Below are 14,816 nucleotides of genomic sequence, written 5' to 3'. Positions count from 1 at the left end.
GCTGGCAGGTGTATTCGGGATGTGGCGCAAGTCTGGCGTGGCTAATGGGGTGTGCGGTACATGTACGCGGCATCGACATATGGCGAAAACGTGTCGATATTTTCGGGTTTTGGCGACACGTCACACCACGCTCCAGCGCAGCACAAACAGGCTTTGGTTGCGGCTGGCGCGGTGCAGGCGCTTTTGCAGAGCGGCAATGAGCGCGTCGCGCCGGGCTTCGATTTCGTCTTCCACAGCAAATATCTCTTGCCGCTGGCGGCGCTGCTCGGATTCGGTCCTACCAATGTCTCGTTGGAGGCGCTCTGCGTCTTCCATGCTTAGGGCCATGCGGGCCTGGCGTTTCAGGCCTTTGAGCTTGAGCTTGGTGTCTTTCAGGGCCTGCTCGGCAGAGGCGATGCGGTCGTCGGCCCAGGCTTCGAGCTTGTCGCGCTCTTGCTGGAAGAACTGGTCGTTGAGCTCCAACGCGCGGCTGAGGGTGGCCTCAAGCTGGCGCTGGGCATTGGCCTGCAGCTCCATGGGTGGGCTGGCTTGCAGGTCGGTGGTGGTGGCCAGCAGGTAGAAAAGCTTTTCGCAGCTTTCCTGATCCAGCACTTCGCCGGTGTCGGTCATGCCGGTGAACACCAGGTGCTCTTCGTGCTGAAAGCTGTCCAGCTCCAGCAGGCTGAGCTGCATCCAGCCGCTTTGACCCACCAGGCGCTCCACCATGCTGATGCGGGGTTTGTGGCTGCCGTAGTGGAAGGTAAGGCTTTGCAGGGGCGCTGGCAGGTTGCGCCCGGTGTCGAGCACGTATTGGCCCAGCGGGTGGGTCAGGCGGTAGATGCGGGCGTGCTCGGGCGGGGTTTCGCCCTTGCGGATGAGCTGGTAAACCCCTGCGGGCGCTTGCACTACGGGCGGGGTTTGCAGCTCGAAGCCCAGCTTTGCGGTGTCAAACCGCGCCTGCCCTGCCAGCACGTACTGCGTGAGCCACCAGAAGAAGCGGGTCACGCGGTCGAGCTGGCTCTCGGCGCGCTCTTTCTGGCTGCGCAGAAGGTCGTGGATGTCGGCGTCAAAGTGCTCCAGCAAGAGTTTTTCGGTCTCTTGCATGCGGGCTTGGATATCAGCGTCCAGCTCGGTGCGGAGCTGCGCAAAGGCGGCGTCGATGTCGGCAGGGGTGCGGCAGCGGTCGTAAATTTCAGCAATGCGCTTTTCAAAGTCGATGCCGCCCTCAATTTGGCCGAGCACTTGGTCCGACGCGCCAAACACGCCGTCGAACAGGTGGAACTTGTCTTGCAGCAGCTCCAGCACGCGCTGATCAGCCGCATTGCGCTGGTTCAAGAAGTTGATGACCACTACATCGAACCGCTGGCCGTAGCGGTGGCAACGGCCAATGCGCTGCTCCACACGCTGGGGGTTCCAGGGCAGGTCGTAGTTGACGACGAGCGAACAGAACTGCAGGTTCACGCCCTCGGCCGCAGCTTCGGTGGCGATAAGGATTTCTGACTCTTGGCGGAAGTGGTCGATGAGCGCGGTGCGGCGGTCAATGGCGGGGGAACCGGTCACCCGGTCACTGCCAGTGTATTGGGCCAGCCAGCGCTGGTAGATGCCGGTGGATGCGGGGCCTTGGTTGCCACCGCTGAACTGGGTAACTTTGCCCGCATAGCCATGGGCCTCCAAGTAGCGGGCCAGGTAGTCTTGGGTGCGGCGGGACTCGGTAAAGATGACTGCCTTGCGGGCCGCGCCCATGGCACCCATGCGCTCAAAGCCCTGTTGCAGCGCGGACAACAGCGCGTGTGACTTTTGGTCTTCGCGGATGTTGCGGGCAAGGCGTAGGTATTCGTCCAGCTCGGCCAGCTCTTCGCGCACCAGGGCGTAGTCCACGGGCGGTGTGCCGTCGGCTTGCGAGGCAACCGGGTCATCTTCCTCCAACAAATCTTCGTCGAGGTCTTCGTTTTCAATGAGTTGTTGAATCCACTCTTCGTCGATGGTCTGTTTGTCGAGCAGGCGCTGCAGCCGGGTGCGAATGGCATCCAGCGTGGCCACTACGGCTTCGGTGGAAGAAGCCAGCAGCTTGCGCAAGATGAGGCCGACCAAGTGTTTTTGTCGGGTTGGGAAGCCGTAGCTGAAGTCGCGCTGCAGGTAGGCGGAGATCAGCTCGTAAAACCGGACTTCCTCCTCTGAGGGGGAGAACGGCGTGGTGAGTGCATGGCGCTGGGTGTACGGCACGTACTCCAGCACGTCGCGGCGCAGGGTGCGCTTGATGAAGGGCTGCAGGCGGCGGCGCAAAGACTGGATGTCGCCATCGATACTGCTGTATTGCGAGCGAAAGCTGCGCTCGTCGCCAAAGATTTCTTCGTCAATGAGCGAGGTAAGGCCGTACAACTCCATCAAGGAGTTTTGCAAAGGTGTCGCTGTCAACAGCAATTTTTTGCGGCCGCCCAATGCACGCTTGAGCGCTTGCCCGGTTTCATGGCTCTTGCGGTGGGCGTTGCGCAGTTTGTGGGCTTCGTCGATGACGACCACATCCCACGGCACGGCGGCCAACTGGGCTTCCATGCGGGCGGCGAAGTGGATGGACATGACGCTGATGACGTCGCGGTCCAACGGGTCGTAAATACCGCCTTCACGAAGCCGGTGCCAGGTGCGTGCATCCAGCACCTCTGCGGGTAGGTTGAATTTATCTGACAGCTCTTGCGCCCACTGCTTGCGCAAGGCTGCTGGGCAAATCACCAGCAGGCGGCGCCTGCGCTCGGCCCACAACTGGCACAACACCAGCGCGGCTTCAATGGTCTTGCCCAGCCCCACTTCGTCGGCCAGCACCACGCCTTTGCTCAGGGGGTTGTTGAGGGCAAAAAGGGCTGCGTCAATCTGGTGGGGGTTTAGGTCCACACTGGCATCGAAAAGCGATTGGGCCAGGCGGTCTTCTTCAGATGCAGCACGACGGCGCGTCAGCTCCCACGCAAAGTACTTGGCGTGATGCGCTGTGGTGTGCGGAACCTGGATGTCGTGTTCGCCGGAATATGTCATGCAACGTCTCTTTGGTGGTGCCCAAGCAGATCGGAGGGGTCGCCACTGCGCAGGCCGCTTTGACCTTGAAATATCCGCTCGGGTTGAGCTTATCGGCGCCTTGCACAGCGCATCGACGACCCTCAGTGAGCGGTTCAATGCGGTTCGTGCCTGATCCACCACATGGCGCGAGTGCCTGAATCTATCCGCCAAGCCGCCTTTGTAGCCGGGGGTGTTGAGTCAACCTGCGACGATACCCACTGGCACCCGCCCGCGCATCCCCCCCTCACCCGCCCGTCACGGGCGGGAAAAAAGCTACCTCGGCACCGTCGGCCAGCGCGGCGGCTTCGTCGCTCAGGTTCTGGTTCAGCGCCATGCGCACCGCGCGGCCGCGGGCCAGGCTGCTGGCGTGGGCGCCGCCCCGGGCGATGAGTTCATCACGCAGCGCGCCCAGAGTAGTGGCCGTGGTGTCCACCGACTCACTGCCGTGGCCGATGGCCTCGCGGATGGAGGCGAAGTAGCGGACGGTGATCTTCATTGCAGCAGCTCCGAAAAAGCGAGGTATTGCACGGTGTCGCCCACCGCAATGGTCTGGCCTGCGGGGTTGTCCACCAGGCCATCGCCCCAGGCCGCCGAGGTGAGCACGCCCGAGCTTTGGTTGTGGAACAGCTCCAGCCCGCCATCGGGGTGCTGGCGCACCCGCAGAAATTCACGGCGTTTATCGGCCTTGGGCCAATCAAATCGGGCGGTAGCAGCTATTTTTTTAGGAGCAATATCGCGCACGCCTTGCAGCCGCAGCACAAAGGGCCGCACCAGCACGGCAAAGGTCACGAAGCTGGACACCGGGTTGCCCGGCAGGCCCATGAAATGCGCCTTGCCCACAGTGCCGTAAGCGAAGGGTTTGCCGGGCTTCATGGCGATTTGCCACAAGTCCAGGCGGCCCAGCGATTCCACGGCGGGCTTGATGTGGTCTTCCTCGCCCACACTCACGCCACCGCTGGTCAGGATCAGGTCGTGGTCGCAACTTGCCTGGCGCAGGGCTTCGATGGTGGCCTCGCGCCGGTCGGGCACGATGCCGAAGTCCGTCACCTCGCAGCCCAGGCGCAGCAGCATGGCGCGCAAGAAGAAGCGGTTGCTGTTGTAGATGGCACCGGGGCGCATTTGCTCGGGCGGCACTTCACCGGGCATGACGAGTTCATCGCCGGTGGAGAACAAGGCCACGCGCGGGCGGCGCGCCACCTGGAGCTGGTGCATGCCAATGCTGGCGGCCAGGCCCAGTTCGGCGGGCGACAGGCGCGTGCCTGCCTGCAGCACCACCGCGCCCTGGGTGATGTCTTCGCCCGCACGGCGAATCCACTGCCCGGCAGCCGGCACGGCATTGATGCGCACCTGGCCCAGGCCTTCAGCCGCGGCCAGTGCTTCGCAGTCTTCCTGCATCAGGATGGCGTCAGCCCCCTCGGGCACCGGCGCGCCGGTGAAGATGCGGGCGGCCGTGCCAGCAGCCAGCGGCTCGCCAGCGCTGCCCGCAGCAATGCGTTGCGACACGGGCAGCACCACGCCAACAGCGGCCACATCGGTAAGGCGCACGGCGTAGCCGTCCATCGAGCTGTTGTCTTGCGGCGGCACGTGCAGGGCCGACACGCAGTCTTGCGCCAGCACACGCCCGTCGGCGTTGAAGGTGTCTACAGTCTCCAGCCCCGGCAGCGGCTGCGCGTGGGCCAGCAGGTCGGCCAGTGCTTCATCCAGGGGCTTGAGGGGCGAGCGGGGTTTCTGGGGGGCGTTCATCGCAGGGTTTCTCCGTGCATTTCCCAGTCGTATTCAAAGCGATCGGCGTTCTGCAACATCCAATCGACCACTTGGGCGGGAGCGTTCAAATCCAGCACCGGCCGCAGGGTGGGCTCGGGCAATTGGTCAGGAGCGTCGGTGGCAATGGCCACGACAAAGCCGTCTTCCGGGTAGCGCACGGGCCGCTCAGATTTGCCGGGCTCTGGCGCGCGCCAGACTTCGATCTTGAGCAGGTCGCTTTCCTTGAAGCCTTCCACCAGCACCCAGTCCACCCCTTGGTACAACTCTGCCAGCAGGTGGTGCACGCTGAGCACGGCGGGCTGTTCAAACTCGCGCACCAGCATCAGGCGCTTGTCCGACGCCGCCACCACCTCAAAGGCTCCGGCCTCGCGGTGGCGGTAGGTGTCCTTGCCGGGGTGGTCCATATCGAAGCTGTGGTGGGCATGCTTGACCACCGACACCCGCAGGCCGCGCAGGCGCAGCTCGGGAATCAATTGCTCTACCAACGTGGTTTTGCCACTGCCGGAGAACCCGGCAAAGCCTACAACCTTCATCCCATGCTCCTTGGTGGGCACCTGTCCGTACGGGCAACCAGTGGCACCGCAACGCAAACAGACACCGCTATGCTATTTATAGCTGCTAGCGCTTATCCAGTAAGCGCCAGGGGCATTTTTCACTCATATCACTGCCCACACATGCCAGCAGCCCGCCGGGGCTGATGGCCGGGGCGCTCCAAAAAACCGCCTTCAGCCCAACACGGCCGGGGCGCAATGGCGCTCGATGTAGGCCTTGATCAGGGTGACATCAGCAGGCATCACCTGCACGCGCTTGGGCAGGGCTTCAATGCCTTCAAACTTCGCGGGCCGCTCGGGCGAATGGCCCAGGGCTTCCTCGATGGTGGCCGCGAACTTGATGGGCAGCGCCGTCTCCAGCACGATCATGGGCACGCTGGCGTCGCTGTGGTGTTCCAGCGCCACCTTCACACCGTCGGCGGTGTGGGTGTCGATGGTGACGCCGTGGCGCTGGTAGTTGTCCTTGATGGTGGCGAGGCGGTCCGCATGGGTGCTCTTGCCGCTTTCAAAGCCGTATTTGGCGGCGGCGTCGGCAAAGCGGGGGTCCTGGCTCAGGTCGAACTGGCCCGATTGCGACAGCGCATCGCCAAACAGCGCCTTGGTCTTGGCACCGTCGCGGCCGAGCAGGTCGAACACAAAGCGCTCGAAGTTGCTGGCCTTGCTGATGTCCATGGACGGGCTCGACGTTTCGTGCGTATCCGCACTGCCGCGCACGCGGTACACACCGGTGCGGAAGAACTCGTCGAGCACGTCGTTCTCGTTCGTGGCCACCACCAGCTTGGCAATGGGCAAGCCCATCATGCGCGCCACATGGCCGGCGCAGACGTTGCCGAAGTTGCCCGAGGGCACGGTGAAGCTGACCTTCTGGTCGTTGGTCTCGGTGGCCTGGATGTAGCCCGCAAAGTAGTACACCACCTGCGCCAAGAGGCGCGCCCAATTGATGGAGTTGACGGTGCCGATCTTGTACTTGCGCTTGAACTCCAGGTCGTTGGAGACGGCCTTGACGATGTCCTGGCAATCGTCGAACACGCCTTCGATGGCGATGTTGTGGATGTTCTCGTCCTGCAGGCTGAACATTTGCGCCTGCTGGAAGGGGCTCATGCGGCCGTGCGGGCTGGTCATGAACACGCGAATGCCCTTCTTGCCGCGCATGGCGTATTCGGCCGCGCTGCCGGTGTCGCCACTGGTGGCGCCCAGGATGTTCAGCTCGGCACCACGGCGGCCCAGTTCGTATTCGAACAGGTTGCCCAAGAGCTGCATGGCCATGTCCTTGAAGGCCAGCGTGGGGCCGTTGGACAGGGCTTCGAGCCACAGGCTGTTTTCGAGGTGGCGCAGGGGCACGATCTCGCCCGTGCCGAATACTTCAGCGGTGTACGTCTTGGCGCACAGGGCCTTCAGATCGGCCGCAGGAATGTCGTCGATGTACAGCGACAGGATCTGGAAGGCCAGCTCGGCGTAGCCTTGCTCGTGGTAGGCCTTGCGCAGGCGCGTGAGCATGGCGTCGTCCACCTGCGGGTAGTGCTCGGGCAAGTACAGACCGCCATCGGGCGCCAGGCCTTCGAGCAGGATGTCGCAGAACTGTTTGCGGTCTGCGTGGCCGCGCGTGCTGAGGTATTTCATGAGAGGGTCCCGTGAGGGTTCAAAAACTGATGCCGTAGGCGCGGATGTCGATGAGCATGCGCGCCATGATGATGAGACCGAAGCCCCCGATGAGGATGAGCCAGTGCCACACGCGGTCCAGGCGGTTGTCGGTGCGGTCCAGCAACACAAAGTACACCCAGGCCTGCACAAAGCTCAGCAGGCCATGCCCCACCGCGTGCAGCCGGGGCATGTGCCCCATGAGCGCCGCCCCCACCAACACACCGAACCAGAAGGCCAGATGCCAGCGCGGCATGTCCACATTGGACAGCTTGAGCAAAGCGACCAAGGTGAGAACTGCAACCAGGGTGGGCATGGCGGGTGCGCATGGAGATTGCCGTCAGTGCCCGCGGGTCAGCCGCTGTGCGCGGCCTTGCCACGGGGTGGGATCAGTTCAGCTCTTCCTTGCGGATGCGGGTGATGGGGGCCAGCACGGTGGGCAGCGCCTGCATCTGGGCGATGACGGCATCCATGGTGCCTTCGCGGGTGTCGTGCGTGAGGATGATCAGGTCCGTCTGGGTGGAGCCTTCGCCGCCCACTTCGTCCGCCTCGCGCTGCAGCACGGCGTCGATGCTGACACCGGCTTCGGCCAGCAGGCCCGTCACCTTGGCCAGCACGCCCGCCTGATCGGCCACGCGCAGGCGCAGGTAGTAGCTGGTCACCACTTCGCTCATGGGCAGCACGGGCAGGGCGCCCATGGCATCGGTCAGCGTGTGGGGCTGGAACGCCAGGTGCGGCACGCGGTGCTCAGGGTCGGCGGTGTGCAGGCGGGCAATGTCCACCAGGTCGGCAATCACGGCGCTGGCGGTGGGCTCAGAGCCCGCACCCTTGCCGTAGTACAGCGTGGTGCCCACGGCGTCGCCCTGCACCACCACGGCGTTCATCGCGCCTTCCACATTGGCAATCAGGCGCTTGGAAGGCACCAGGCTTGGGTGCACGCGCAGCTCAATGCCCTTTTCGGCGCGCTTGGTGATGCCCAGCAGCTTGATGCGGTAGCCCAGTTGCTCGGCGTACTTGATGTCGGCCGCACCCAGTTTGGTGATGCCTTCCACATAGGCCTTGTCGAACTGCACGGGAATGCCGAAAGCGATGGCCGACATGATGGTGGCCTTGTGCGCGGCGTCCACGCCTTCGATGTCGAAGGTCGGGTCGGCCTCGGCGTAGCCCAGGCGCTGGGCTTCCTTGAGCACCACGTCAAAGTCCAGGCCCTTGTCGCGCATCTCGGACAGGATGAAGTTGGTGGTGCCGTTGATGATGCCGGCAATCCACTGGATGCGGTTGGCCGTAAGACCTTCGCGCAGCGCCTTGATGATGGGAATGCCACCGGCCACGGCGGCCTCGAAGGCCACCATCACGCCCTTGGCAGATGCCGCCGCAAAAATCTCGGTGCCGTGCACGGCCAGCAAGGCCTTGTTGGCGGTGACCACGTGCTTGCCGGCGGCAATCGCCTCCAGCACCAGTGCCTTGGCCACGCCATAGCCGCCGATCAGCTCGATCACGATGTCGATGTCAGGGTTGGCGATGACGGCACGTGCGTCGTTGACCACCTGAACCTTCGAACCCACCACGCTCTTGGCGCGCTCCACATCCAGATCGGCCACCATGGCAATCTCAATGCCCCGGCCAGCGCGGCGGCTGATTTCGTCCTGGTTGCGTTGCAATACGTTGAACACGCCGCTGCCGACGGTGCCGATGCCCAGCAGGCCTACTTGGATGGGTTTCATGGTCATAACTCTTTTGCTCTTAATCGGTAATTCACTCGGCGCTCTTCATCAGCGCCATGGGCAGGCGTTCCTGCGGGCCCGTCTGCGGCCCGTTCACATTACGCAGCAGCCAATTGGCTGCGCTTGCGGTACTGTTCCAGGAACTTGGCCACGCGGCCAATGGCCTCGCGCAGATCGTCCTCATGGGGCAGGAACACGATGCGGAAGTGGTCTGGCGCGCCCCAGTTGAAGCCGGTGCCCTGCACCAGCATGACCTTGGTCTCCTGCAACAACTCCAGGAAAAACTGCTGGTCGTCTTTGATCGGATACACCGCGGGATCGAGGCGGGGAAACATGTACAGCGCGGCGCGCGGCTTCACGCAGGTAACGCCCGGGATGGCAGTGATCAGCTCATACGCCAGATCGCGCTGCTTGCGCAGGCGACCGCCTTCGCACACCAGGTCGTTGATGCTTTGGTAACCGCCCAGCGCAGTCTGGATGGCCCACTGCCCCGGCACGTTGGCGCACAGGCGCATGTTCGACAGCATGTTCAAACCGTCGATGTAGTCCTTGGCAGGTTTCTTGTCGCCGGAGACGACCAGCCAGCCAGCGCGGTAGCCGCACGAGCGGTAGCTTTTCGACAGCGAATTGAAGGTGAGCGTGAGCACGTCTTCACTGAGCGAGCCCAGCGCGGTGTGCTTGGCACCGTCGTACAGCACCTTGTCGTACACCTCGTCCGCAAACACCACCAGGCCATGCTCACGTGCGATGGCCAGAATGCCTCGCAGCAGTTCTTCGGAATACAAAGCACCGGTGGGGTTGTTGGGGTTGATGACCACAATGCCCTTGGTGCGGGGCGTCACCTTGGCGCGGATGTCGTCCAGATCCGGCATCCAGCCATTGGCCTCATCGCACAAGTAGTGCACCGGGGTGCCCCCCGACAGGCTGGCGGCGGCCGTCCACAGCGGATAGTCAGGGGACGGCAGCAGCAGTTCGTCGCCGTTGTCCAGCAAGGCGTTGGTGGCCATCACGATCAGTTCGCTGGCCCCATTGCCCAGATAAATCTCATCCAGCGTGACACCCTTGATGCCCTGCTTCTGGGTTTCATGCATCACGGCTTTGCGCGCGGCAAAAATCCCCTTGCTGTCCGAATAGCCCGCCGAGTTGGGCAGGTTGCGGATCATGTCCTGCTGGATTTCCTCGGGGGCATCAAAACCAAAGACCGCCAGATTGCCAATATTGAGCTTGATGATCTTGTGACCGTCTTCCTCCATCTGCTTGGCCGCGTCCATGATGGGACCCCGGATGTCGTAACAAACATTGGCAAGCTTGGCGGATTTGTGAACGGTTTTCATGGCGGGCGGGAATGACGGGGACAAAGGCCAACCCAGGCACGGCGTGCCTTGGCGAAACCTATAATTTGACCACAGTTCAGAACCTACCCACTCCCCAGGTGTCCCGCCAGCCAAGGCACATGACGCACCTCGCACTCAGGCACACCATGAAATTCCAGCCCGACCGTTCCGACGCCCAAACCATCCACGGATATGGCCCCGACTGGATTGGCGTGGATGGCGAAAAGCACACCCAGAGCTTGATCGTGGGCTCGAGCGGGCTCCTGCAGCCGTGGAACTGCTCGCGCTTTGAAGAGTTGACACCCGCTCACTTCGAACACTTGGCCACACTCGACACCGAACTGATCATCTTCGGAAGTGGCAACCGCAACCGCTTTCCCAACCCCGCATGGCTGCAGCCTCTGATGGCGAGAAGGCTGGGCTTGGAGACGATGGATACCGCAGCCGCATGCCGAACCTACAACATCCTGGCCGGCGAGGGCCGCAATGTAGTGGCGGCACTTATTCTTGAAACCGGCGCCTGAGCGCTGGGCGCGCAGCCCAAAAACACCGCCGCATGCCCTTTCGCCAGCGGACATGCATATGCAGGCATGTACATACATAAGGGGTATCTATTTAGCTCCAGTAGCCCCATTAATACTGTGATTTCATCCAGCAATGGTATCCGATTGGCTCTCCCCGGTGTTCTTGCTCACGACATCCCCATACGTCACTGGCGGCGTAACCACCGCTTGCTGCAGCAAGCGGTAAAACAGCATCCCGCGTGAGCTGGATGTGCGCCGGTTGAAACGGAACACGAATTCATCGAGATAGGCGTCCAGGTGGTCTGGCTGTACAGAGCCATGATGTGTTCCCAGCACCCAGCGCTGTACCAGTGAGGCGACCCGGTGCACTCCCGCCATGGAGACATGGGCAGGTACGCCTGAGCCGAGCATGACGGTGCGCTGGTGGGTGTAACCCAGTTCTCCCAGAGCGCGGTATGCCGCCGAACCATCCGTGCGTACCTGGGCTCCAGGCTCGACCACCTCCTGCACAAAGGGGATTACGTGGGTGGCGGCGTCTCGGTCAATGCGGCGTAACCGGATGCGCCCAAACCCCTTGGGCTCCACGATCTCCACCGCCATGACCATCAACACTTTGGTGGTGCTGCTCTTGCGCCCTGCAGGGGTGGCGGGATTCTTGCGATCCGTGATGGACAGGTACGTTTCATCCACCTCCACAAGCCCCTTGAGCTTGTCCCGGCCCGGGCGGACCATGGCACGTCGAAACCGGTGCAGCATGGTCCAGGCGGTCTGGTAGCTCCCCAAACCCAATACGCGCTGCAGCCCCAGGGCGCTCACGCCTTGTTTCTGATTGGTCAGGTACCAAGCTGCAGCCAGCCAGACACGCAGCGGTGTGCGCGTCTTGTCAAAGATGGTTCCAGATGTCACTGTGCCTTGGTACTGGCATGAGCGGCACATCAGGCGGGTGCGGCTGGCGCGGTACACATCGCCAGCGTTGCCGCAACGCGGGCAGACGAAGCCTTGGGGCCACCGAAGCTTCTCCAGGAACGCCTGGCAAGCCTCTTCGGTGGCAAACCAGTCAAGAAATTCGTTCCAGGTGCGGGGGTAGTCCCGTCCAGGAGTTGGCGTTAGCATCTGGGTTTCCATCCAGCTATTCTCACGTCACTGGAGCTAAATAGATACCCCTTACATACATACAGGCCCTGCATTTGGTCTTGTAGCATTTTCAGAGTAAAATTGCGGGTTGCGGTCGGGGGCACCACCAAAAACAATAACACACCTGCTCCCCCGGCTTATCAACGACTACATCCTGAGAGATTGAAGTGATATGGCGATCGTTGTCAACAAACCCCTCCCTGAATTTGAAGCCAACGCGACCGGCGGGATCAAAGTCTCCAACACGTCTCACACGGGCCAGATTCTGATTCTGTACTTCTATCCCAAGGACAACACGCCCGGCTGCACCACTGAAGCCATGCAGTTCCGCGACAAGTACAAAGATTTTGCCAAGGCTGGCGCTGCAGTATTTGGCGTTTCTCGCGACAACATGAAGTCCCACGACGACTTCAAGGAAAAGCTGGAATTGCCCTTCGAACTGATCGCAGACACCGAAGAAAAAATGTGCCACATGTTCGGCGTGGTCAAGAACAAAATCATGTACGGCAAGAAGGTCAAGGGCATTGAGCGCAGCACCTTCCTCATCGGCCCTGATGGCCTGCTGCTGCAAGAGTGGCGCGGCCTGAAAGTGCCCGGGCATGTGGACGAAGTGCTCAAGGCCGTGAAATCCATCAAGGCCCTCAAAAAAGCTGCCTGATCGACACTTGTATTGGCAACACCCTACGGAGTGCTTGCGCGCACAACGCTCCGTCACACGAGATGGGCATAATGGGTCGATGCCTTTGCACCTTGCAACGACCCATTCCCTCCTTAAAAGCCGCCTTGGCCTCCAGGCGGCTTTTTGCTTTCTGAACACTTTTGCTTGAGGCCTTCGCACACCATGCCATTGCCACCCGCCCCTGGCCGCCGCGCCGCCCGTCTCTCGCCCGAAGCCTATGAAAACAAGGTAAACCCGGCCCGCGCAAGCTCTCGCGCAGTCGCTGCAGAGCCTGAAGAAGTCACTGAGACCATTGCACTGGAGGCCCCCACTGCTGCTGCACCGATGCGCCGACGCACGCGCAACACGGCGGAGGCTGCCACCAAGGCCACAGCCCCTGCCGTGGCGACGCCCAAATCTACGACTTCTACGCGCCAGGCTGCTGCGAAGAAAACCATCAGCAATACCCCAGTGACCGCAAGCAACGGCAGCCAGGGCAGCCAGGGCAAGAGCCTGCCACGCAGCAAAAAAACGCAAGGCCCAGCCAAGCTGTTTGTGCTCGACACCAACGTCCTTCTGCACGATCCCACCAGCCTGTTCCGCTTTGAAGAGCACGACATCTTCTTACCGATGATCGTGCTGGAAGAGCTGGATGCCCACAAGAAGGGCATGACCGAAGTGGCGCGCAATGGCCGCCAGACCAGCCGGACACTGGATGCGCTCGCGGGAGTCGAGGGGGCGGACATCGGACGCGGGCTCAAGCTGGATTCCACAGGGCAGCGTGCCGCCGGTGGATGCCTGTACTTCCAGACCGCACCGCTGGACTACAGCCTGCCCACCAGCCTCCCAGCTGGCAAGGCCGACAACCAGATTCTGGGCGTTGTGGCGGCTTTGTCCAAAGAGCACGCACCGCGCGAAGTGGTGCTGGTTTCCAAAGACATCAACATGCGCGTCAAGGCGCGTGCGCTGGGGCTGAACGCCGAGGACTACCAGAACGACAAGACCCTGGACGATGGCGACCTGCTGTACGCGGGGGTGCTCGCACTGCCGCAGGACTTCTGGTCCAAGAGCGGCAAGAACGTCGAAAGCTGGCAAAGCGGCGCACACACGTACTACCGCATCGGTGGCCCGATCGTGCCGCAACTGATGATCAATCAGTTTGTGTACTTTGAAGCACCCGGCGAGCCCAGCCTGTTCGCCCGGGTGAGCGAGATCCGCGAAAAAACTGCGGTGCTGCAAACCCTCAAGGACTTCGGCTCAGCCAAGAATGCCGTGTGGGGCGTGACCACCCGCAACCGCGAGCAGAACTTTGCGATGAACCTGCTCATGGATCCTGAGATCGACTTCGTCACGCTGACCGGCACTGCCGGCACCGGCAAGACCCTGCTGGCCCTGGCCGCAGGACTGACCCAGGTGCTGGACGACCGCCGCTACACCGAGATCATCATGACCCGCGCCACGGTGAGTGTGGGCGAGGACATCGGTTTCTTGCCAGGCACCGAAGAAGAAAAGATGGGCCCCTGGATGGGTGCGCTGGACGACAACCTGGAATTTCTGGCCAAAGGAGACGGCGGCAATGCAGGCGAATGGGGCCGTGCTGCTACCAACGAACTGATCCGCAGCCGCATCAAGATCAAGAGCATGAACTTCATGCGAGGGCGCACGTTCCTGAACAAGTACGTGATCATCGACGAGGCACAGAACCTGACGCCCAAGCAGATGAAGACGCTCATCACCCGCGCAGGCCCTGGCACCAAGATCATCTGCATGGGCAACCTGGCACAGATCGACACACCGTACCTGACCGAAGGCTCGTCCGGCCTGACCTATGCAGTGGATCGATTCAAAGGCTGGCCTCACAGCGGGCACATTACGCTCGCACGCGGCGAACGTTCGCGCCTCGCAGACTTCGCCAGCGAGGTGCTTTGACCATGGTCGGCTGGGTGACTGCACTCAAACTGGTGCCCTGGGGCGATGTCATTGAGGCCACACCCCAGATTCTGCAAGCCGCCAAAAAGCTGCTGGGCGCCACCCGAAAGGGCAAAGCAGAGGCCACGGCAGCGGGCTCTATCGCAGACGCCGGGACAGAAGCCGCCCTGCCTACCGACGTACAGCTGCAGCATTTGCGTGAACGCGTGCTGCAGCTGGAGCAGGAACAACTGGACGGGGCGGCGCTGATCCAGTCCCTCGCTCAGCAAAATGCCCAGGTGATCCAGGCGGTAGAAGACTTGCGCCAGCACAACCGCCGCTTGACCTTGGCCCTTACCATCGTGGCGTGCGCCTGTGCGGGGCTACTGGTGTGGGCGCTCAAGCAGTAGAGGCGAACGGGCTACGCGCCCAACCTCGATTCCGCTAGCTATAATTTTTATAGCTAGTAACCATCCCCCGGCAAAGCCGGGGGCATTCGGGATGTGAGCCGCTCAAAGCGGCTGTAAGGGGTCGCTAACGCGGCCCCTCATTCTTGG

13 protein-coding genes are annotated in these 14,816 nt (G+C 62.2%); 4 read left to right on the top strand and 9 right to left on the bottom strand.

All coding sequences use genetic code 11. The features are described from left to right. Positions 1-120: 120 nt before the first annotated feature. The 8 genes from BDD18_RS13120 to BDD18_RS13085 form a co-directional block, all read right to left on the bottom strand. The gene (locus BDD18_RS13120) at positions 121-3,003 is read right to left on the bottom strand and encodes an SNF2-related protein (protein ID WP_142083648.1); all 2,883 of its coding nucleotides are present in this window, start codon (positions 3,001-3,003) and stop codon (positions 121-123) included. Between the two features lie 265 nt (positions 3,004-3,268). Beyond that, positions 3,269-3,520 (bottom strand): molybdopterin converting factor subunit 1, encoded by a 252-nt coding sequence (moaD, locus tag BDD18_RS13115; protein ID WP_142083647.1) that lies wholly within the window; start codon positions 3,518-3,520, stop codon positions 3,269-3,271. Beyond that, positions 3,517-4,767 (bottom strand): molybdopterin molybdotransferase MoeA, encoded by a 1,251-nt coding sequence (locus BDD18_RS13110; protein WP_142083645.1) that lies wholly within the window; start codon positions 4,765-4,767, stop codon positions 3,517-3,519. The genes moaD and BDD18_RS13110 overlap by 4 nt, the downstream gene beginning before the upstream one ends. Then, positions 4,764-5,321, bottom strand: a complete 558-nt coding sequence (gene mobB, locus BDD18_RS13105; RefSeq protein WP_066691965.1) for a molybdopterin-guanine dinucleotide biosynthesis protein B — start codon at positions 5,319-5,321, stop codon at positions 4,764-4,766. The genes BDD18_RS13110 and mobB overlap by 4 nt, the downstream gene beginning before the upstream one ends. Positions 5,322-5,513: 192 nt before the next feature. Further along, positions 5,514-6,959: a threonine synthase gene (gene thrC, locus BDD18_RS13100; protein ID WP_044397961.1), complete on the bottom strand. Its 1,446-nt coding sequence runs from the start codon at positions 6,957-6,959 to the stop codon at positions 5,514-5,516. A gap of 19 nt (positions 6,960-6,978) precedes the next feature. Further along, positions 6,979-7,293, bottom strand: coding sequence for a response regulator (locus BDD18_RS13095; protein ID WP_066785402.1), 315 nt, complete (start codon positions 7,291-7,293; stop codon positions 6,979-6,981). 73 nt (positions 7,294-7,366) lie between these two features. Then, positions 7,367-8,701, bottom strand: coding sequence for a homoserine dehydrogenase (locus BDD18_RS13090; RefSeq protein WP_066691974.1), 1,335 nt, complete (start codon positions 8,699-8,701; stop codon positions 7,367-7,369). A gap of 98 nt (positions 8,702-8,799) precedes the next feature. After that, positions 8,800-10,035, bottom strand: coding sequence for a pyridoxal phosphate-dependent aminotransferase (locus BDD18_RS13085; protein ID WP_142083643.1), 1,236 nt, complete (start codon positions 10,033-10,035; stop codon positions 8,800-8,802). A 146-nt stretch (positions 10,036-10,181) separates the two neighbouring features. Here BDD18_RS13085 and BDD18_RS13080 point away from each other — a divergent pair, with 146 nt between their 5' ends. After that, positions 10,182-10,559, top strand: coding sequence for an Mth938-like domain-containing protein (locus BDD18_RS13080; RefSeq protein ID WP_066691971.1), 378 nt, complete (start codon positions 10,182-10,184; stop codon positions 10,557-10,559). A gap of 123 nt (positions 10,560-10,682) precedes the next feature. On the opposite strand, the gene BDD18_RS13075 is transcribed toward BDD18_RS13080, so the two are convergent. After that, the gene (locus BDD18_RS13075) at positions 10,683-11,684 is read right to left on the bottom strand and encodes an IS1595-like element ISCsp2 family transposase (RefSeq protein ID WP_011805960.1); all 1,002 of its coding nucleotides are present in this window, start codon (positions 11,682-11,684) and stop codon (positions 10,683-10,685) included. A 181-nt stretch (positions 11,685-11,865) separates the two neighbouring features. Between BDD18_RS13075 and BDD18_RS13070 the strand changes: the two genes are divergently transcribed. The 3 genes from BDD18_RS13070 to BDD18_RS13060 all read left to right on the top strand — a co-directional run bounded on the left by BDD18_RS13070 (position 11,866) and on the right by BDD18_RS13060 (position 14,669). After that, positions 11,866-12,351, top strand: coding sequence for a peroxiredoxin (locus BDD18_RS13070; RefSeq protein WP_044397955.1), 486 nt, complete (start codon positions 11,866-11,868; stop codon positions 12,349-12,351). A 183-nt stretch (positions 12,352-12,534) separates the two neighbouring features. Beyond that, complete coding sequence (locus BDD18_RS13065; protein WP_066690798.1) at positions 12,535-14,280, top strand: PhoH family protein; 1,746 nt, start codon at positions 12,535-12,537, stop codon at positions 14,278-14,280. Positions 14,281-14,294: 14 nt separating this feature from the next. Further along, complete coding sequence (locus tag BDD18_RS13060; protein WP_338071816.1) at positions 14,295-14,669, top strand: hypothetical protein; 375 nt, start codon at positions 14,295-14,297, stop codon at positions 14,667-14,669. Positions 14,670-14,816 lie beyond the last annotated feature (147 nt).

It is taken from the genome of Acidovorax temperans, assembly GCF_006716905.1.
GTDB classification, from domain to species: Bacteria; Pseudomonadota; Gammaproteobacteria; order Burkholderiales; family Burkholderiaceae_C; genus Acidovorax; species Acidovorax temperans.
The sequence above is the reverse complement of the archived record's forward strand: the minus strand, read 5'-3'. Positions and strand labels throughout refer to the sequence as shown.